This window comes from Streptomyces sp. NPDC002520 (assembly GCF_053595235.1).
Genome location: NZ_JBSFXG010000044.1, coordinates 41,952 through 59,969, shown reverse-complemented (window position 1 = coordinate 59,969; position 18,018 = coordinate 41,952). Strand labels below are relative to the sequence as shown.

The 18,018-nt window shown below is 70.7% G+C and carries 17 protein-coding genes; 6 read left to right on the top strand and 11 right to left on the bottom strand.

The window, feature by feature from the left end; genetic code table 11:
• Positions 1 to 191 precede the first annotated feature (191 nt).
• Positions 192 to 764: a TetR/AcrR family transcriptional regulator gene (locus ACWD5D_RS38475; protein WP_451377458.1), complete on the top strand. Its 573-nt coding sequence runs from the start codon at positions 192 to 194 to the stop codon at positions 762 to 764.
• Positions 765 to 849: 85 nt separating this feature from the next.
• Here the strand turns inward: ACWD5D_RS38475 and ACWD5D_RS38470 are convergent, their stop codons facing one another.
• From ACWD5D_RS38470 to ACWD5D_RS38440, 7 genes are all read right to left on the bottom strand, one after another.
• The gene (locus ACWD5D_RS38470; RefSeq protein WP_451377471.1) at positions 850 to 2,061 is read right to left on the bottom strand and encodes a TerD family protein; all 1,212 of its coding nucleotides are present in this window, start codon (positions 2,059 to 2,061) and stop codon (positions 850 to 852) included.
• A 209-nt stretch (positions 2,062 to 2,270) separates the two neighbouring features.
• Complete coding sequence (locus ACWD5D_RS38465; protein ID WP_451377457.1) at positions 2,271 to 3,260, bottom strand: zinc-dependent alcohol dehydrogenase family protein; 990 nt, start codon at positions 3,258 to 3,260, stop codon at positions 2,271 to 2,273.
• Entirely contained in the window at positions 3,257 to 4,117 is an 861-nt protein-coding gene (locus ACWD5D_RS38460; RefSeq protein WP_451377456.1) for a carbohydrate ABC transporter permease, read from the bottom strand. The genes ACWD5D_RS38465 and ACWD5D_RS38460 overlap by 4 nt, the downstream gene beginning before the upstream one ends.
• A complete protein-coding gene (locus ACWD5D_RS38455) occupies positions 4,114 to 5,052 on the bottom strand; it encodes a carbohydrate ABC transporter permease (RefSeq protein ID WP_451377455.1) in 939 nt (312 codons plus the stop codon). The genes ACWD5D_RS38460 and ACWD5D_RS38455 overlap by 4 nt, the downstream gene beginning before the upstream one ends.
• Complete coding sequence (locus tag ACWD5D_RS38450; RefSeq protein WP_451377454.1) at positions 5,049 to 6,422, bottom strand: ABC transporter substrate-binding protein; 1,374 nt, start codon at positions 6,420 to 6,422, stop codon at positions 5,049 to 5,051. Before ACWD5D_RS38450 ends, ACWD5D_RS38455 begins: the two co-directional genes overlap by 4 nt.
• Positions 6,423 to 6,543: 121 nt before the next feature.
• A complete protein-coding gene (locus ACWD5D_RS38445; protein WP_451377453.1) occupies positions 6,544 to 7,323 on the bottom strand; it encodes a DeoR/GlpR family DNA-binding transcription regulator in 780 nt (259 codons plus the stop codon).
• A gap of 283 nt (positions 7,324 to 7,606) precedes the next feature.
• Complete coding sequence (locus ACWD5D_RS38440; RefSeq protein WP_451377452.1) at positions 7,607 to 8,416, bottom strand: NAD-dependent epimerase/dehydratase family protein; 810 nt, start codon at positions 8,414 to 8,416, stop codon at positions 7,607 to 7,609.
• Between the two features lie 253 nt (positions 8,417 to 8,669).
• On the opposite strand from ACWD5D_RS38440, the gene ACWD5D_RS38435 reads away from it, so the two are divergent.
• Together ACWD5D_RS38435 and ACWD5D_RS38430 are read left to right on the top strand one after the other, a co-directional pair.
• A complete protein-coding gene (locus tag ACWD5D_RS38435; RefSeq protein WP_451377451.1) occupies positions 8,670 to 9,611 on the top strand; it encodes a 5-dehydro-4-deoxyglucarate dehydratase in 942 nt (313 codons plus the stop codon).
• Positions 9,608 to 10,774 (top strand): hypothetical protein, encoded by a 1,167-nt coding sequence (locus ACWD5D_RS38430; RefSeq protein ID WP_451377450.1) that lies wholly within the window; start codon positions 9,608 to 9,610, stop codon positions 10,772 to 10,774. The genes ACWD5D_RS38435 and ACWD5D_RS38430 overlap by 4 nt, the downstream gene beginning before the upstream one ends.
• Here ACWD5D_RS38430 and ACWD5D_RS38425 read toward each other — a convergent pair.
• Together ACWD5D_RS38425 and ACWD5D_RS38420 are read right to left on the bottom strand one after the other, a co-directional pair.
• Positions 10,708 to 11,946, bottom strand: a complete 1,239-nt coding sequence (locus ACWD5D_RS38425; protein WP_451377449.1) for an MFS transporter — start codon at positions 11,944 to 11,946, stop codon at positions 10,708 to 10,710. The genes ACWD5D_RS38430 and ACWD5D_RS38425 overlap by 67 nt on opposite strands.
• Before the next feature lie 99 nt (positions 11,947 to 12,045).
• Positions 12,046 to 12,444 (bottom strand): DUF4440 domain-containing protein, encoded by a 399-nt coding sequence (locus ACWD5D_RS38420; protein WP_451377448.1) that lies wholly within the window; start codon positions 12,442 to 12,444, stop codon positions 12,046 to 12,048.
• A gap of 100 nt (positions 12,445 to 12,544) precedes the next feature.
• Between ACWD5D_RS38420 and ACWD5D_RS38415 the strand changes: the two genes are divergently transcribed.
• The 3 genes from ACWD5D_RS38415 (at position 12,545) to ACWD5D_RS38405 (ending at position 15,557) form a co-directional block, all read left to right on the top strand.
• Positions 12,545 to 13,126, top strand: a complete 582-nt coding sequence (locus tag ACWD5D_RS38415) for a TIGR03086 family metal-binding protein (RefSeq protein ID WP_451377447.1) — start codon at positions 12,545 to 12,547, stop codon at positions 13,124 to 13,126.
• 86 nt (positions 13,127 to 13,212) lie between these two features.
• Entirely contained in the window at positions 13,213 to 13,965 is a 753-nt protein-coding gene (locus ACWD5D_RS38410; RefSeq protein ID WP_451377446.1) for an MBL fold metallo-hydrolase, read from the top strand.
• 140 nt (positions 13,966 to 14,105) lie between these two features.
• Entirely contained in the window at positions 14,106 to 15,557 is a 1,452-nt protein-coding gene (locus ACWD5D_RS38405; RefSeq protein WP_451377445.1) for an NCS2 family permease, read from the top strand.
• A gap of 39 nt (positions 15,558 to 15,596) precedes the next feature.
• Here ACWD5D_RS38405 and ACWD5D_RS38400 read toward each other — a convergent pair whose 3' ends face one another.
• Together ACWD5D_RS38400 and ACWD5D_RS38395 are read right to left on the bottom strand one after the other, a co-directional pair.
• On the bottom strand, positions 15,597 to 17,051 hold the full coding sequence (locus ACWD5D_RS38400; protein ID WP_451377444.1) for a peptidoglycan D,D-transpeptidase FtsI family protein: 1,455 nt from the start codon (positions 17,049 to 17,051) through the stop codon (positions 15,597 to 15,599).
• 133 nt (positions 17,052 to 17,184) lie between these two features.
• Entirely contained in the window at positions 17,185 to 17,958 is a 774-nt protein-coding gene (locus tag ACWD5D_RS38395; protein WP_451377443.1) for an IclR family transcriptional regulator, read from the bottom strand.
• Positions 17,959 to 18,018: the final 60 nt, after the last annotated feature.

Below are 18,018 nucleotides of genomic sequence, written 5' to 3'. Positions count from 1 at the left end.
GGCGGGCCATGAGTCGTCGGGGAACGGGAGCCGGCATATATGTGCACGCTGGCGCGGTATGCCGCCGCCTCGGACCGGATCGCCACCGGCGGGTGCGAGTCACCTGACTGCCCGCAGAGGTGAGCGGGAATTCTCTTTGCCGGTGCTCGATAACATACGGAGGGGATCCCCGGCTCGCGAGGAGTTTCTGGATGACGCGGATCAGGCCCATGCGTGCGGACGCTCGGCGCAATTACGAGCGTCTGCTGAAGGTGGCGGCCGAGGCCTTCGCCGAGCATGGGGAGAACGCGTCGCTCGACGACATCGCCAAGCGCGCGGGCGTCGGCGCGGGCACGCTCTACCGGCACTTCCCTACGCGGCAGGCACTGTTGGAGGCCGCGTACGTGGACCGCATCGAGGCGCTCGGGGCGCGGGGCGAGGAACTGGCGAAGCAGCTGCCGCCCGGCGAGGCGCTGATGCGGTGGCTGCACGAGGTGTGCGTCGCCACGATCCAGGCGCGTGGCATGAAGTCCCTGCTGGGTTCGGCGGTCACGGACGGCGGCTCGGCCGGGATGACGGCCTGCGGCACGGTGGTGAAGGGCACGGCGACCCGGCTGGTCGAGGCCGCGCAGGCCGAGGGCAGCCTGCGGGCCGACCTGCAGCCGGTCGAGCTGCTACGGCTGGTGCACGGCGTGGCGACGGCCTCGGAACTGGCGAACGGGCATGGCGAGGAGATCCCTCGCTACCTCGCGTTGCTGACGGAGGGGCTGCGGCCGAAGCAGTAGCCGCAGCGGACGCGTGTGCCGACGCCGGGCGGGGTGGGGGCTCTCCGTCGGGCGGGACCGCCCCCAGCGCACCGCGGCCAGGGAGTTACAGCGCGCGTGCCCCCGGCTCGACCATGTTCCGTACGGTCCGTGCCTTCACGAACTCGCCCATCGCCGTCATGTCCCACTCGCCGGAGAACTGCCGGATCAGCTTGGCCATCATCACGCCGGTCTGGGGCTCGGCGCTCGTGAGGTCGAAGCGGACCAGTTCCTCGCCGGTGGACGCGTCGAGGAGGCGGCAGTAGGCCTTGGCGACCTCGGTGAACTTCTGGCCGGAGAAGGAGTTGACGGTGAAGACGAGGCCGGTGACGTCCTGCGGGATCCGGCCGAGGTCGACGGTGATCACCTCGTCGTCGCCCCCGCCCTCACCGGTGAGGTTGTCGCCGGAGTGGCGGATCGCGCCGTTCAGGATGGTCAGCTTGCCGAAGTAGCAGCTGTCGACGTGGTTGCGCTGCGGGCCGTAGGCGATGACAGAGGCGTCCAGGTCGATGTCCTTGCCGCGGTACGCGGGCTCCCAGCCGAGGCCCATCTGCACCACGGAGAGCAGCGGCCGGCCGGCCTTGACCAGGGACACGGTCTGGTTCTTCTGGAGGCTGACCCGGCCCTTGTCCAGGTTGATCTTCCCGGCGCCCGGCACGGGGGCCACCGGAGCGGGCGGGGCCGGCGGTGCCGGGGGAGCGGACACCGCCGGTGTCGGCGGGGCAGCCGGCGGAGGCGGGGCCACCGGCTGCGGCGGGGCGATCGGCTGCTGGGGCGCGGCGGCCGGCTCCTCCACGGTGACGCCGAAGTCGGTGGCGATACCGGCCAGCCCGTTCGCATACCCCTGGCCCACGGCGCGGGCCTTCCACTGGTCGCCTCTACGGTAGATCTCCACGATCACCAGCGCGGTCTCGGCGCCGAGCTGCGGCGGGGTGAACGTGGCCAGGGCCGCGCCGCCCTCCGCGTCGCGGATCGTGGCGGTCGGCTCGATGCCCTGGAACGTCTGACCCGCCGCGTCCGGGCTGGCCGTGACCACGATCTTCTCGATGTCCGGCGGCACCGCGGCGGTGTCGACCGTGATCGCGTCGGGTGCGGCACCGCCGCCGGAGCGGTAGGTCACGCCCGGGCCGGCCGGCTGGTTGTAGAAGATGAAGTCGTCGTCGGAGCGCACCTTGCCGGCGGCGGTGAGCAGCAGGCCCGACACGTCGAGCCGTACCGGCGCGGCGACGTCCACCGTCACGCGGGCGGCCGACAGAGGGATGTTCGAGCCAGGGGTCATAGCTGTCATGCCGGGTGAACGAACGACATCACTTTGCCGTTCCCTTACCGACGCCCCGACCCCCGATCGGCTCACCGGACCCCCGCCGATCGGCTCCGATGGACCCAGCCGACCGGTTCACCCGACTCCCGTTGCCCGGCTCACCCGACTCCCCTAGCCCGGCTCACCCGACTCCCCTAGCCCGGCTCACCCGACTCCCGCCGAGCCGCTCAGGGCACGACCACGATCTTCCGTCCGACTCCGGCCGCGAACTGCCCCAGCGCCTCGGGGTAGCGGTCCAGCGGGATGCGGTCGCTGATGAACAGCTCCGGGTCCAGCACCCCGTTCGCGAACAGCTCGGCGGCCCGCTCGAAGCTGTGCAGGACGGCCATCGAGCCGGTGATGGTGATTTCCTGGTTGTAGATGCGGTACGGGTCGATCGTCACCCGGGTCGCGTAGTCGGCCACCCCGAACTGCAGGAACGTGCCCGCCTTCGCCACCCGCTCCAGGCCGTCCTGGATCGCCGCCGCGTTGCCGGTCGCGTCGATCACCACGTCCCAGCCCCGCGGGCGCTCCAGCTCGTCCGCGTTCGCGGCGGCCGCCGAGACGCCGAGTTGGCGCGCGGTCTCCAGCCGGGCCGGGTTCAGGTCGACGACGTCGACGGTTGCCGCGCCCGTGCGCTTGGCCAGTTCGAGCATCATCAGGCCCATGGTCCCGGAGCCGTAGATCAGGACGTGCGCGCCGAGGCGGGAGTTGAGGACGTCGTAGCCGCGCACCGCGCAGGACAGAGGCTCCACGAGGGCCGCGTCCGCGGTGCGGACGTGCTCGGGGAGCTTCACGCAGTTCGCCACCGGTGCGAGCGCGTACTGTGCCGCGCCGCCCGCCGTCGTCACGCCTATCGCGCCCCAGCGCTCGCACATGTTGTTGTGGCCGTCGCGGCAGTAGCGGCACTCGTTGCAGTACAGGGAGGGGTCCACGGCCACCCGGTCGCCGATCGCGACCTCGGTGACCTGGGTGCCGACGCCGACCACCTCGCCCGCGAACTCGTGCCCGGGGACGATCGGCAGCTTGGGTGCGAACTCGCCCTGGAGGATGTGCAGATCCGTGCCGCAGAGGCCGCAGGCGGCCACTTCGACGACGACGTCGCGCGGGCCGGGCGTCGGGTCCGGGACCTCGGTGACGATGGCGCGGCCCACGGACTCGATGACGGCGGCCTTCATTTGACGGCTCCAAGCGACAGGCCCTGGACCAGCTTGTCCTGGGCGGCGAACCCTGCGGCGAGAACCGGCAGGGAGACGACGAGCGACGCGGCGCACACCTTGGCCAGGAACAGGCCCTGGCTGGTGATGAAGCCGGTCAGGAAGACGGGGGCCGTCTCGGCCACCACGCCGGTCAGCACACGGGCGAACAGCAGCTCGTTCCAGCTGAAGATGAAGCAGATCAGGGCGGTGGCCGCGATGCCCGGCAGGGCGATGGGGGCCACCACGCGCGTGAGGACCGTGGGCAGCCGGGCGCCGTCGATCTGCGCCGCCTCGATCACCGCCACCGGGACCTCGGCGAGGAAGGACTGCATCATCCACACCGCGATCGGCAGGTTCATGGAGGTGTAGAGGATGATCAGCAGCCAGATGTTGTCGAGCATCCCGGCGTTCTTGGCGAACAGGTAGATGGGCAGCAGACCCGCCACCGCCGGCAGCATCTTCGTGGACAGGAAGAAGAACAGGACGTCCGTCCACTTCTTCACCGGGCGGATGGACAGCGCGTAGGCCGCCGGGAGGGCCAGCAGGAGCACGCACAGGGTCGAGACCAGCGACGCCATGGTCGAGTTGATCAGTGCCGGCCAGGGGCTCGCGCCCCCGCCCGCCCCGAAGAACTCGCGGTAGCTGTCCAGGGTCAGCGAGGCCCCGAAGGACGGCGGGTTCGTGGCGGCGTCCGCCTCCGAGTGGAAGGAGGTCAGGGCCATCCAGGCGATGGGCAGGAAGAACAGCAGACCGACCAGCCAGGCCAGCAGGCCGAGACCGACTCCGCGGCGGCTGCGGGCGCGTGCTGCCCCGGTGTGTTCGGCGACGGCGCTCATGCGCGGGACACCTCCTCGCGGAACAGGGACGACACCACGCGCAGCGCGAAGGTCGCGATGATGATCGAGCCGATGACGACCAGGACGCCGGCGGCGGACGCGAGTCCGTTCTCGTGGGCCTGGTAGAAGCTCTGGTAGACGGTGTAGGGAAGGTTGGCGGTGCCCAGGCCGCCCGACGTGATCGTGAAGACCGCGTCGAAGTTCTGGACGATGTAGATCGACCCCAGCAGGCCGCCGAGTTCGAGGTAGCGGCGCAGGTGCGGGACCGTCAGATAGCGGAAGATCTGCCAGCCGCTCGCGCCGTCCACGCGCGCCGCCTCGAGCTGCTCGCTGTCGCGGCTCTGCAGCCCGGCCAGCAGGATCAGCATCATGAACGGGGTCCACTGCCAGATCAGCGAGATCTCGACCGCGAGCAGCGGGGTGTTGGAGATCCAGTCCGGCTGGGGGCCGCCGACGTAGTGCAGCAACCCGTTGAGCAGGCCGTATTCCGGGTTGTAGAGCACGTGCTTCCACAGCAGTGCGGCCGCCACGGGCACGACCAGGAACGGGGCGATCAGCAGGGTGCGGACCAGGCCGCGGCCCATGAACTTCCGGTTGAGCAGCAGCGCGATGCCGAGGCCCAGGATGAGGCTGACCAGGACCACCGTGACCGTCAGCAGGATCGTCGTCCACACCGACTGGCGCAGGTCCGCGTCGGTCAGGACCTGCTGGTAGTTGTCGACGCCGGTGAAGTGGCGGTCCTTCGGGTAGAGGGCGTTCCAGTCGAAGAACGAGATCACCACGGTCGCCACGAACGGCAGCTGGGTCACCACGATCATGAAGACCAGTGCGGGCAGCAGCGGGGCCCGGGTGGCCCAGGCGCGCATGCGGTTCGGTGGCCGGGTCGCCGGCCGCGCGGTGGCGGCGGCGATCCGGGTGGGAGCTGCGGCGGTCATGATCCCTCGTACTTCTTGCCGACGGTCTGGGCGAGCTCCTGGGACTTCTTCAGCGCGCTGTCCACGGACGTGCGGCCGGCGATGGCGGAGCTGATCTCCTGGGAGACCTTGGTGCCGAGGTCGGTGAACTCGGGGATGCCGACGAACTGGATGCCGGGCGCGGGGCGGGGCTGCACACCCGGGTCGTTCGGCTTGGCGCTGGCGATGGCGTCGCGGGTGACGTCCGCGAAGGCGCCGGCCTCCTTGCGGTACTCGGGGATGTCATAGGTCGACGAACGCTTGCCGGCCGGCACGTTGGACCAGCCCGCCGTCTTGCCGACGAGGTTCTCGTAGCCCTTGCTGGACGCCCACGAGATGAACTTCCAGGCGTCGTCGGGGTTCTTGGACGCCTTCTGGACGCCCCACGCCCAGGTGTAGAGCCAGCCGGAGCTGTCGGTCTTCTCGACCGGGGCCGGGACGTAGCCGATCTTGCCCTTGACCGGGGAGCCGGGGGCCTCCAGCGATCCGGCGCCGCTCGTGGCGTCGTACCACATCGCCGTCTTGCCCTGCGTCATGTTGTTCAGGCACTCGGCGAAGCCGGACTGGGCCGCGCCGGACTCGCCGTGCTTGCGGACGAGGTCGACGTAGAACTGCGTGGCCTTCTTGAACTCGGGGGAGTCCACCTGCGCCTTCCAGTTCTTGTCGAACCAGGTGCCGCCGAAGGTGTTCACGACCGTCGTCAGCGGTGCCATGACCTCGCCCCAGCCGGGCAGTCCGCGCAGACAGATGCCCTTCATGCCGGACTCGGCGCCGTCCGCCTTGGCGGCCAGGTCGGCGACCTGCTGCCAGGTGGGCTTGGGCGGCATGGTGAGGCCCTTCTTCTGGAAGACGTCCTTGCGGTACATCAGGAAGGACGACTCGCCGTAGAAGGGCTCGCCGTAGAGCTTGCCGTCCGCGGCGGTGAGGGCCTGCCGCATCGGGGGAAGGATGTCCTGCTGGTCGAAGGCGGTGTCCTTCTTGACGTACGAGTCGATCGGGTGGAGCCAGCCGTTCTTGGCGTAGATCGGGATCTCGTAGTTGCTGAGCGTGGCGATGTCGTACTGGCCCGCCTGGTTGGCGAAGTCCTGGCTGATCTTGTCCCGGACGTCGTTCTCCGGGAGGACGGTGAAGTTCACCTTGATCCCGGTGTCCTTGGTGAAGTGGCCGGCGGTGAGCTTCTGCAGCTCCACCATCTGCGGGTTGTTCACCATCAGGACGTTGATGGAGTGGGCGGAGTCCCCGCCGCCGGATCCACCGGCGCCCGAGCATGCGGTGAGCAGTGGGGTTATCAGCGTCCCTACGGTGGCTACGGCGAGCAGGGTGCGGGGCGTTCGGCGGCTCTGGCTTCTCATGGGGTACTCCTGGACTCTTTGGGAGTTGAGGGGCGCGGAAGGGTGTGGAGATGTCCCTGGGGACTGCGTTCTCGGTGTTCTCGGTGTTCTCGGGGTTTTCTGGGTTTCTGGGTTCTCTTGTTCAGACCCGGATGACCTGCGGGCCCTGCAGCGAGTAGCGGTTGGCCTCGGAGGCGGGCAGCTGGGTGCTGGTGACGACGGCTTCCAGTTCGGCGATCTCCGCGAACCGGCAGAAGCTCACCGCCCCGAACTTGGTGTGCACGCCCGCGAAGATCGTGCGGCGGGCGGCGCGGATCGCCTGTGCCTTGACCTCGCTGACGGCGGGGTCGGGCGTGGTCAGCCCGTGTTCCCGGGAGATGCCGTTGGCGCCGATGTAGGCCAGGTCGATGACGAACCCCGCCAGCATCTTCGTCGTCCAGTGATCGACGGTGGCGAGGGTTCCGCGGCGCACCCGGCCGCCGAGCAGCAGGACGGTCCTGTTCTCGGCCTCCGCGAGTGCGCCCGCGGTGGTCAGGGATGCGGTGACCACGGTCAGCGGCCGGTCCCTGGGGAGTGTCTCGGCGATGAGCTGCGGGGTGAACCCCTCGTCGATGAAGACCGTCTCGGCGTCGCCCAGCAGTTCGGCCGCGGCGGTCGCGATGCGGCGCTTCTCGGGTACGTGGCTGGTGGCGCGGAAGGCCAGCGTCGTCTCGAAGCCGGCGCTCTCCACGGGATAGGCGCCGCCGTGGGTGCGGCGGACCAGGCCGTGGTCCTCAAGGGTGCGCAGATCCCGTCGTACGGTCTCCTTGGCCACGCCCAGCTCGGCGGCGAGCGCGGTGACGTCGACGGAGCCGGTGGTGCGGGCGAACCGCACGATCTCGCGCTGGCGCTCTTCAGCCGTCCTCGCGGGATTCGTCGTCATCGCCGACACCTGCTTCCGTACTCACGTGCTCACTGCCCGTTCGGGCCCGGTGAGGCCCATGAAGGAAGTTCTACAGTCGGCGTCCGGCACTGACCAGGCTTGTTGCGCACTCGTTGCTGCCCGTATGTGCCCGGTTAAGCTTACGTGTGCCCGTCTCGGACCTGCACGGCTGTGCGCCGGGAAGTGGGAGCGGGCACCCTCGATGCCCGAGAACGGCGGCGGGCGGGCCCGTTCGGTGCCCGCCCGCCGCCGTGAGCGATCGATTTCCGCCGATCGGCCCGGCTCAGTACGGCCAGATCGGCGGGTCGTATACGAAGTGCCCGCCCAGGTGGCTGTGCGCCGGGTTGTCCGGGTCCAGCTCGCCCTGCTCGGCGATCAGCTTCGCCGCGTACGGCTCGGAGTCGTCCCGCGGCTCGTAGCCGAGCGCCCGCGCGCCGGTGAGGTCCCACCACAGGCGTGTGTTGGCCGAGGAGCCGTGGACGACCGTGTGACCGACCCCCTCGGCGGTCAGGGCCGCGTGGAAGAGGCGGGCGCCGTCGGCGGGACTCATCCATACCGAGAGCATCCGCACGCTGGTGGGCTCGGGGAAGCAGGAGCCGATGCGCACGGAGACCGTCTCCAGGCCGTGCTTGTCCCAGTAGAGCTGGGCGAGGTCCTCACCGAAGGACTTGGACAGGCCGTAGAAGGTGTCCGGGCGGCGCGGGGTGTCGACGGGGATCAGCGGGTCCCCCGCGCGCGGGGCCGGGGTGAAGCCGACGGCGTGGTTGGAGGAGGCGAACACGATCCGCCGCACGCCCTCCTCACGGGCCGCCTCGTAGAGGTTGTAGGTGCCCTCGATGTTCGCCTTCAGGATCTTCTGGAAGGGCGCTTCCAGGGAGATGCCCGCGAGATGGAGGATCGCGTCCACGCCCCGCACCGCCTCGCGCAGCGCCCCGGTGTCGGCGAGGTCCGCGGTGATCGCGTCCGGCGCGCCTTCGACGGGGCGCATGTCGAACAGGCGCAGCGAGTAGCCGTACCCCGTGAGCAGCGGGCGCATCAGGGTGCCGAGCCCGCCGGCGGCGCCGGTGAGCAGAACGGTGCGGGGAGCGGGCATCCTCGATCTCCTTGATGTCCTGGGCGAAGCCTCGGCCGACGGCCTCATTCGTGCACGCTATTCACATCCGTGGACACGCTAAAGAGGGCCGGGGTGCCCGGTCAAGGGTGCCATGGAGTGCGGAAATCCTTTGCCACGTTGAGGGTTTGCCCGCTTGACCGCCCCCGAGGAGGGATCGTAGCGTGAGGGCGTTCAGAAATATGGACAACGATCAGACTCATGCACCGATGGCATGCATCGACAGGGAGCGCCCGTGACGCCAGCCTCTCTCGCCGCCCGGCTCCGCGACCCGAGCGGACCGCTCTTCTTCCCCGTGACGGCCTACGGCCCGGACGGCTCCGTCGACCTCGACGTCTACCGCACCCATGTGCGCCAGGGCGTCGAGGCCGGAGCCGCCGCCGTGTTCGCCTGCTGCGGCACCGGCGAGTTCCACGCACTGCTGCCGGAGGAGTTCGAGGCCTGCGTCCGGGCGGCCGTCGAGGCGGCCGAGGGCCGCGTCCCGGTGATCGCCGGCGCCGGCTACGGCACCGCGCTCGCCGTCCGCTTCGCGCGTCTCGCCGAGGAGGCGGGCGCCGACGGCCTTCTCGCCATGCCGCCGTACCTCGTCGTCGCCGGCCAGGAGGGACTGCTGCGGCACTACCGCGAGCTCGCCGCGGCCACCGCCCTGCCGGTCATCGTCTACCAGCGCGACAACGCCGTCTTCACCCCGCGGACCGTCGTCGGACTCGCCCGCACCGACGGTGTCATCGGCCTCAAGGACGGCCTCGGCGACCTCGACCTCATGCAGCGCATCGTCAGCGTGGTGCGCACCGAGGTCCCGGGCGACTTCCTGTACTTCAACGGCCTGCCCACCGCCGAGCAGACCCAACTCGCCTACCGCGCCCTCGGCATCACCCTCTACTCCTCGGCCGTCTTCTGCTTCGCCCCCGAGATCGCCCTCGCCTTCCACCACGCCCTGGAGACGGGTGACGAGGCCACCGTGCGCCGCCTCCTGGACGGCTTCTACCGCCCGTTCGTCGAACTGCGCGCCCAGGGCCGCGGCTACGCCGTCTCGCTCGTCAAGGCGGGCGTACGGCTGCACGGCCTGGAGGTCGGCGAGGTCAGGCCCCCGTTGAACGAACCCGACGAGAACCATGTCAAGCAGCTCGCCCAGCTGATCGAACGCGGCCACGCGCTGCTGGAGGAGGGGGCGTGAAGGCCTCGGCGTTCGTCTACCCCTGGGACGTCGACGGGGACCCCGAGGCCCCGGCCCGCCTGGCGGAGCTCGGCGTGCGGCAGGCGACCCTCGCCTCCGCCTACCACTCCACCCGCGCGCTCACCCCCCGCCACCCCCGCCACCGCGTCGTCACCGCCGAGTACGCGGCCGTCCTGTACCCGGCCGGGCACCGCTGGGCAGGCCGCGGCCTGCGCCCTTACGCCGCCGGCCGCTGGGCCACCGGCGACGCCCACGGACGGGCCGCCGAGGCGCTCGCGGCGGCCGGCCTCGAGGTGCACACCTGGGTCGTCCTCGCGCACAACTCCCGCCTGGGCGCCGAACACCCGGACACCTCCGTCGTCAACGCCTACGGCGACCGCTACCCGTGGGCCCCCTGCATCGCCCAGCCCGCCACGCGCGCGTACCTCGTCGACCTCGCCGCCGAGGCCGCCGTACGCCCCGGCGCCCGCGGCACAGAACTGGAGTCCCTCGGCTGGTACGGCCTCCCGCACCTGCACGCCCACGACAAGATCTCCGGGGTCGCCCTCGGGGAGGCCGGGCAGTACCTGATGTCCCTGTGCTTCTGCCCGGACTGCCGGGCCGGCTACGGCGAGCAGGGCCTGGACGCCGGCGAACTGGCGGCCGCCGTCAGGACCGCGCTGGAGCCGCTGTGGCGCGGTGCGCCGGACGACGGGAGCTGGCCGGCCGTGGAGAAACTCCTCGGACCGGACACCGCGGCCGCCACGCGCGCGTGGCGCGACACCACCGCCCGCACCCTCCAGGAGGAGTCCGTCACCGCCGTACGCGCCGCCGCGCCCGAGGGCTTCCAGGTGCTGCTGCACGCCGACCCGGTCTCCTACCACTGCGGCGCCAACGCCGGCGTCGACCCCGCGCACATCCTCTCCGTCGCCGACGGCGTGGTGGTCCCGTGCACGGGTGGTACGGCCCTGCTGGCGCCGTTCGCCGCACAGGCGCGCCGCGGCACGGTCCTCGCGGCCAACTTCACGGTCGTCACCGGCATGGGCGGCAGCCCCGGCACCCTCGCGGCGGACGCGGCACGCGCGCGTGCCGAAGGGGCGACGGAACTGCGGCTGTATCACGCCGGGTTGGCGTCGGACCCGGACCTGGCGGCGGTGCGCGAGGCACTGTCGGCGGTGCGCTGACCCGCGAGCACGGCGGCCGTCACGAGCAACGCCAGGCCGTACACGGGCAGCAGCGTGCCGGGACCGGCCAGTTCGACCAGGCCGGCCCCCACGGCCAGCCCGGCCACGTTCGGCGTGAACATCAGCGTGTTCGCGGTGGCCGTCGCCCGGCCCAGCAGTGGCCCCGGCGTCTCGCGCTGCACGGCGGTCAGCGCGGCGATCAGCACACAGGGCAGACCGAGCCCGACGGCCGCGCCGCCCGCCAGGGCCATCGCGTCCGACGGCACCGCCCGCGCGGCCATCCCGGCCGCCGTCAGCGCGATCCCGGCCGCCGCGAACCGGCGCCCGCCCAGCCGCCCGAGCGCCGGCCCCGAGACCAGACCGACCGCCACCGAGCCCGAGCCCTGCACGGCGTACAGCACGCCCGCGAACGCGGGGCCGTGCCCGAGACGGTCCACGACGGCGTACAGCGTCGTGCTGCTCAGCGAGGCGAGCAGCATCGTGATCCCGCCCGCCCGGACCAGCGGACGCAGCCCGGGGTGACCCCACAACCCGCGGACGCCCTCCGCCGTCTCCCGCCACCAGCGGGCGCCGGACCGCGCCGGCCGCTCCTCGCGCACCCGCAGGAGGGCGCACAGCCCGGCGGCGAGGACGAAGGTGACCGCGTCGAGGCAGGCGACGGCCGGCCCGCCGAAGGCCGTGTACAGGCCCGCCCCGGTCAGCGGCGCGACGAGCTTCATCCCTTCGCCCGCGGTCATGCGCAGCCCGTTGAAGTCGCCGAGCCGGTCCGGGCCGACAGTGGCGGTGACCAGCGCCGACTCGGCGGCGTCGTGGACGACACCGGCCGCGCCGTAGCCGAACAGCACGGCGAACAGCAGCCACAGGCGGCCGGGGGAGTCCACCGCGAACAGGCTGAGCAGGAGCCCGGCGAGGCCGGTATTCACGCCGATGAGCAGGGGCTTGCGGGGGAAGCGGTCGGCGAGCGTGCCGAGCGCCGGGCCGGCCAGGGTGGGCGCCCACATGGCGAGCATGCACAGCGCGGCCAGACCGTCGGAGCCGGTGAGGTCCTTGACCCACACACCCGACGCCAGCCACAGCGAGGACGTGCCGAAGCCGGACACCACCACACTTGTCAGAAACAGTCCCGCGTTGCGGTCCCGCAGCACGCGGGCCGTGGTCCATGAAGTCGTCATGCCTGACGATCGTGGGCCTAAGGGGGGTGCGGAGGGATCGGGAAGATGCCTCGGTCAGGGCCGGCCGCACGAGGATTTCCGGGCGTCCGTCCGAGGAGGTCAGCGCTGGTCGTGCCAGGCGAGTGAGGCGATCCGCCAGCCCTCGGGGGTGTGGACGAACTGAAGGTTCTTGGTTCCCCCGCCCTCGAACGGCTCGCCGTCCATGATCCCGGACTTGCGGTACTCGCCGGTCCGTGAGGCGATGCCGCCCACGATCTCGGTCCGCTCGGAGGTCTCCCACTCGGAGAACTCGGTGAGCCGGCCGTCGGTCAGCAGCGTGCGCCGGGGCTCGATGAACGCGTCGACCGAGTAGACGGCGAACCCGGGGCCCGTGCGGGTGATCACACCCTGAGGGAGGAACAGTCGCCGTATCCGCTCCACGTCGGGAGCCTTGCCGCGCCGGTTGTCGAAGGCGCCGAAGAACTCGGCGGTCAGCGCATCGATCTCGATCTTGGACACGGCGTCACGGTAACAAGGCCCGTGGCCCGGCGCCGATGAGTTTCCGGGAGCCGACCGGTCTCACCTCCGTACTGCTATGGCGATCCATAAGGAGCGAGGGATGAACATCGTCGACCTGGGCCCGCAGGCACGGATCGTGGCACGGCTCGCCGAGGCGGTGACGGACGAGCGACTGTCGGCCGCCACGCCGTGCCCGGACTACGCGCTGCGGAACCTGCTGGCCCACATCCACGGGCTGTCCGTCGCCTTCTGCGACACCGCCCGCAAGAAACTGGGGCCGACGACCGACATCAGCCCCGACGCAAGCGTCCCCGACCTCGGCCCCGACTGGCGCGAGCAGCTGCCCGAGGCACTGGACGAACTCGCCGACGCCTGGCGCGATCCGGCGGCCTGGACCGGCATGACCCGCGCCGGAGGCGTGGACCTGCCCGGCGAGGTCATGGGCGCCGTCGTCGCCGACGAACTGGTGATCCACGGCTGGGACCTGGCCCGTACCCTCGGCCGCGACTACGATCCCGACCCCGCCGCCCTCGACGCTGCCCACGGCTTCCTCCTCGCCGCCACCACCGACGCCGGTGGCGGCAACGGCATCTTCGGCCCCGTCGTCCCGGTCCCGGCGGAGGCATCCCTGCTGGACCGCGCCGTGGGCCTGAGCGGGCGGGACCCGGGGTGGCGGGCCTAGGGTGATGGAGGCGCTGTAACGGGTCGGGGGGCGTTGTGGGCAGGAGGTGAAGGTTGTCGGGTGCGCGGCGTCGTACGCTCCCTTTCATGCCGCTCAGCCTCACCGTCCTCGGTACCGCCTCGCCCCACCCCGGCCCAGACCGTCCCTGTTCCGGATACCTGCTGTCCGGGGGCGGCGCCGAGGTGTGGGTGGACGCGGGGCCCGGGACGTTCGCCGCGTTGCAGCGGTACACGGATCCGTCCCGGCTCACCGCGATCTGGATCTCGCACCTGCACGCCGACCACAGCGCCGACCTGCTCGCCGCCGCGTACGCCTTCGCGTTCGGCGGGATGACCCCGACCGTGCCCGTCCCGGTCTACGCCCCGCAGGACTGCGCCCGCCGGCTCGCCGGATTCCTCGGCCGTCCGGACCTCGACTTCCTCAAGGAGATCTTCGACTTCCGGGCCCTGTACGACGGCCACGACGTCCGGCACTGGAACCTCCGGCTGACCGCCCGCGCCGTCGCCCACGACACCGAGGCGTACGGGCTGCGCGCCGAGTGCCAGGGCAGTGTGCTGGCCTACTCGGGCGACAGCGGCCCCTGCACCGCGCTGACCGAACTGGCCGTCAACGCCGACCTGTTCGTGTGCGAGGCCGACACCGACCGGCATCACGGCGGCGAACAGGTGCATCTGACCCCGGAGGACGCGGGCCGCATCGCCCAGGAGGCGCGTGTACGGGAGTTGCTTGTCACCCATGTCGGCCCCACGCTCACCCGCGAGTCGGCGACCGCCCGCGCCGCCGCCGTCTCCGGACGTCCCACCCACGCCGCCGTCGAGGGCGACATCCGCAGGATCTGACCGGGGGAGGGGTCAAACCGTCTCCCGGCCCCGTCCGTGGCGCCGAATCCGTAACACGGCGCACACCTGAAAGCGATCAGGCGAGGGAACAATCCAGCCAGCATCCGCGCACCGCTCCCCAGGCACCGAGGAGTACACCCATGTCCGAGACGGCGAAGGTGGACCAGCGGCCAGGCGCCGCGCCACTTCCCGGCAACAGCCTCGACCGGTACTTCAGAATCTCCGCACGGGGATCCAGTTTCGGCCGCGAGATACGCGGCGGCTTCGCCACGTTCTTCACCATGGCCTACATCCTCGTGCTGAACCCGATCATCCTCGGCAGCGCCAAGGACAAGTTCGGGCACTCCCTCGACACCGGCCAACTCGTCACCGCCACCGCCCTGGTGGCCTGCGTGATGACGATCGTCATGGGCGTCGGCGGCAACCTCCCGCTCGCCATCGCCGCCGGACTCGGCCTCAACGCCGTCGTCGCCTTCCAGTTGGCGCCGCTGATGAGCTGGGCCGACGCGATGGGCCTGGTCGTCCTCGAAGGCATCGTCATCTGCCTCCTGGTCCTCACCGGGCTGCGCCGAGCGATCATGGACGCGATCCCGCAGCAGCTGAAGCAGGCCATCGGCGTCGGCATCGGCCTGTTCATCGCCTTCATCGGCTTCGTCGACGCCGGCTTCGTCAGCCGCATCCCGGACGCCGCGCACACCACCGTGCCGGTGCAGCTCGGCGCCGTCGGACGCCTCACCGGCTGGCCGGTCCTCGTCTTCTGTCTCGGCGTCCTCATCACGGTCGCGCTGCTCGCCCGGAAGGTGAAGGGCGCGATCCTCATCAGCATCGTCACGATGACCGTCGTCGCGGTCGTCATCGACGCCGTGGCCGACATCAAGACGTGGGGCCTGACCACCCCCAAGGTCCCCGACAAGTTCGTCGCCGCCCCGGACTTCGGTCTTTTCGGTCACTTCAGCCTGTTCGGCGGCTTCGCCAAGGCGGGTGTCCTCACCGCCGTCCTGCTGGTCTTCACCCTCATCCTGTCCGACTTCTTCGACGCCATGGGCACCATCGTCGGCATCAGCGCCGAGGCCGGACTCCTGGACGAGAAGGGGCAGGTGCCGGGCATCGGCCGCGTCCTGTTCATCGACGGCGCCGCGGCCGTCGCGGGCGGTATCGGCTCCGCCTCCTCCAACACCGCCTACATCGAGTCCGCCGCCGGCGTCGGCGAGGGCGCCCGCACCGGCTTCGCCAACCTGATCACCGGCGGCCTCTTCGGCCTCGCGCTCTTCCTCACCCCGCTGCTCACCATCGTCCCGCTCCAGGCGGCGGCGCCCGCGCTGATCGCGGTGGGCTTCCTGATGATGACCCACGTCAAGCACATCGACTGGGACGACTACGAGATCGCCGTACCGGCGTTCCTCACCATCGCCGCGATGCCGTTCACGTACTCCATCACCGACGGCATCGGCGCGGGCTTCCTCGCGTACGTCGTGATCAAGACCGTCGTCGGCAAGGCCAGGGAGGTCAACTGGCTGCTGTGGGGCGTCTCGGCGCTGTTCCTGGTGTACTTCGCGATCGACCCGGTGGAGCAGATCCTGGGCGTCAAGTGAGGCCGGGGGCGGTTCCGCCGAACCGCCCCCTCCCGGTGGCTACTTCAACGCCGCCCGCATCATCGCCTTCGCCACCGGCGCGGCCAGCCCGTTGCCGCTGACCTCCGAGCGGGCCGCGTCCGACTGCTCCACCATCACCGCGACGGCGACCTCCTTGCCGGTGCTGTCGGACTTGCCGTACGAGGTGAACCAGGCGTACGGCGTCTTGCTGTTGTTCTCGCCGTGCTGGGCGGTACCGGTCTTGCCGCCCACGGTCACCCCGTCGATCAGCGCGTTCGTACCGGTGCCCTCCTTCACCACCGTCTCCATGGCCGACTGCAGTTGCTCGGCCGTGTGGGAGTCCATGATCTGGCGGCTGTCCGCGCTGTCGTCGTAGTCCTCGAGCACCGAGCCACCGCTGTCGGTGATCCGCGAGACCATGTGCGGCGAGACCAGCTTGCCGCCGTCGGCGATGGCCGCGGACACCATGGCCATCTGGAGCGGGGTCGCGGTGACGTCGAACTGGCCGATGCCGGAGAGGGCGGTCTGCGCCTTGTCCATGCCCGAGGGGTAGACGCTGGTGTAGGCCCGCACGGGCACGTCCTGCTCCTGGTCGTCGAAGCCGAACTTCTCGGCCATCGCCTTCACCTTGTCCTGGCCGAGGTCGACGGCCATCTTGCCGAAGACGTTGTTGCAGGAGTACTGGAGGGCGACCCGGATCGAGGCGTTCTCGCAGGGGGCCGACCGGTTCTCGTTCTCCAGCGGCCGCGTCGTGCCCGGCAGGGTGTACGGGTCGGGGCTGCTGGTGTGCTGGTCCACGTTCTCGTACAGCCCGTTCTCCAGCGCGGCCGCCGCGACGACCAGCTTGAACGTCGAGCCCGGCGGCAGCGGCTGGCGCAGCGCCCGGTTGGTGAGCGGCTTGTCCTTGTCCGCGTTGAGCCGCTGCCAGGCGGACCCGGCCGTGTTCGCGTCGGTGAGCTGCGAGGGGTCGTACGACGGCGTCGACACCACGGCGAGGATCCGGCCGGTCTTCGGGTCGACGGCGACGGCCCCGCCCTTCGTGTTGCCGAGCGCCTCGTAGGCGGCCTTCTGCACGGCGGGGTTGATGGTCGTGAGCACGTTGCCCGGGTCGGCGCGCTTGCCGGTCACCGTGTCCAGCACGGTCTTCAGCCGGCTGTCCGTGCCGTTGAGCAGGTCCTTGTAGATGCCCTCCAGCTGGGTCGGGGCGTAGGCCTGCGAGGCGTAGCCGGTCACCGGCGCGTACAGCTCACCGTCCGTGTACGTGCGCTTGTACGCGAGATCGCCGCCCTTCGTCCGAGCCGAGCCCGTGATCGAGTTCCCCGCCACGATGATGTTGCCGAGCGGCCTGGAGTACGTCTCGATCGCGTTCCGGCGGTTGTCGTTGTCGTCCGCGAGGGCCTTGCCGTCGTAGAACTGCACCCATGTCGCCCTGACCAGCAGAGCGAGCACGAGCAGCAGCGCGAAGACGGACGCCCGCCTGATCGTCTTGTTCATGCCGCTGATGAAGACGAGTGGAACGGGTGCGAACGTTCCCGCACGCCCGCTTTCTCATCCCATGTTCAGAAAAGACGACGACTCGGAAAAGATGACGACTCGGAAAAGGCCAAGACTCGGAAAGGGCGCAGACTCAGAGCCGCCGCGTCGCGAGCGTCAGCCGGTCCCGGGCGTCGAACAGGGCGTCCTTGATCATCTGCTCGTGGGCCGGGGTGAGGCGGGCCACCGGCACCGAGCAGCTGATGGCGTCCCGAGCGGGGGTGCGGTACGGGATGGCGACGCCGAAGCAGCGCAGGCCCAGCGTGTTCTCCTCGCGGTCGACGGCGAAGCCCTGCTCGCGGACCTGGTGCAGCTCCTCGATGAGTTCCTCGCGGTCGGTGATCGTGTGCTCCGTCAGGGCCGGCAGGGTCTCCGGGAGGAGCTTGCGGACCTGCTCGTCGGTGTGCGTGGCCAGCAGCGCCTTGCCGAGGGACGTGGAGTGGGCGGGCAGGCGGCGGCCGACGCGGGTGAAGGGGCGCAGGTAGTGCTGGGACTGGCGGGTGGCCAGGTAGACCACGTTCGTGCCGTCGAGACGGGCCAGGTGGATGGTCTCCGTGGTGTCGTCGGAGAGCCGGTCCAGGGTCGGCCGGGCCGCGGCCACCACCTCGTCGCCGTCGATGTAGGACGTGCCGACCAGCAGCGCCCGCACCCCGATGCCGTAGCGCGTGCCCGTCGCGTCCGTCTCCACCCAGCCCAGTTCCACGAGCGTGCGCAGCAGCATGTACAGGCTGGACTTGGGGTAACCCACGGCCTCCTGCACCGCCGCGAGGGAGTGCATACCGGGCCGGCCTGCGAAGTACTCGAGCAACTCCACGGTCCGCACCGCGGACTTGACCTGCGCCCCGCCGCCTGTCTCGCCTGCCGACATCGCCGTTGACCCCTTCGTTCGACGAGGACCTCGATATATAGTCTCCGAGCAGCAAATTCA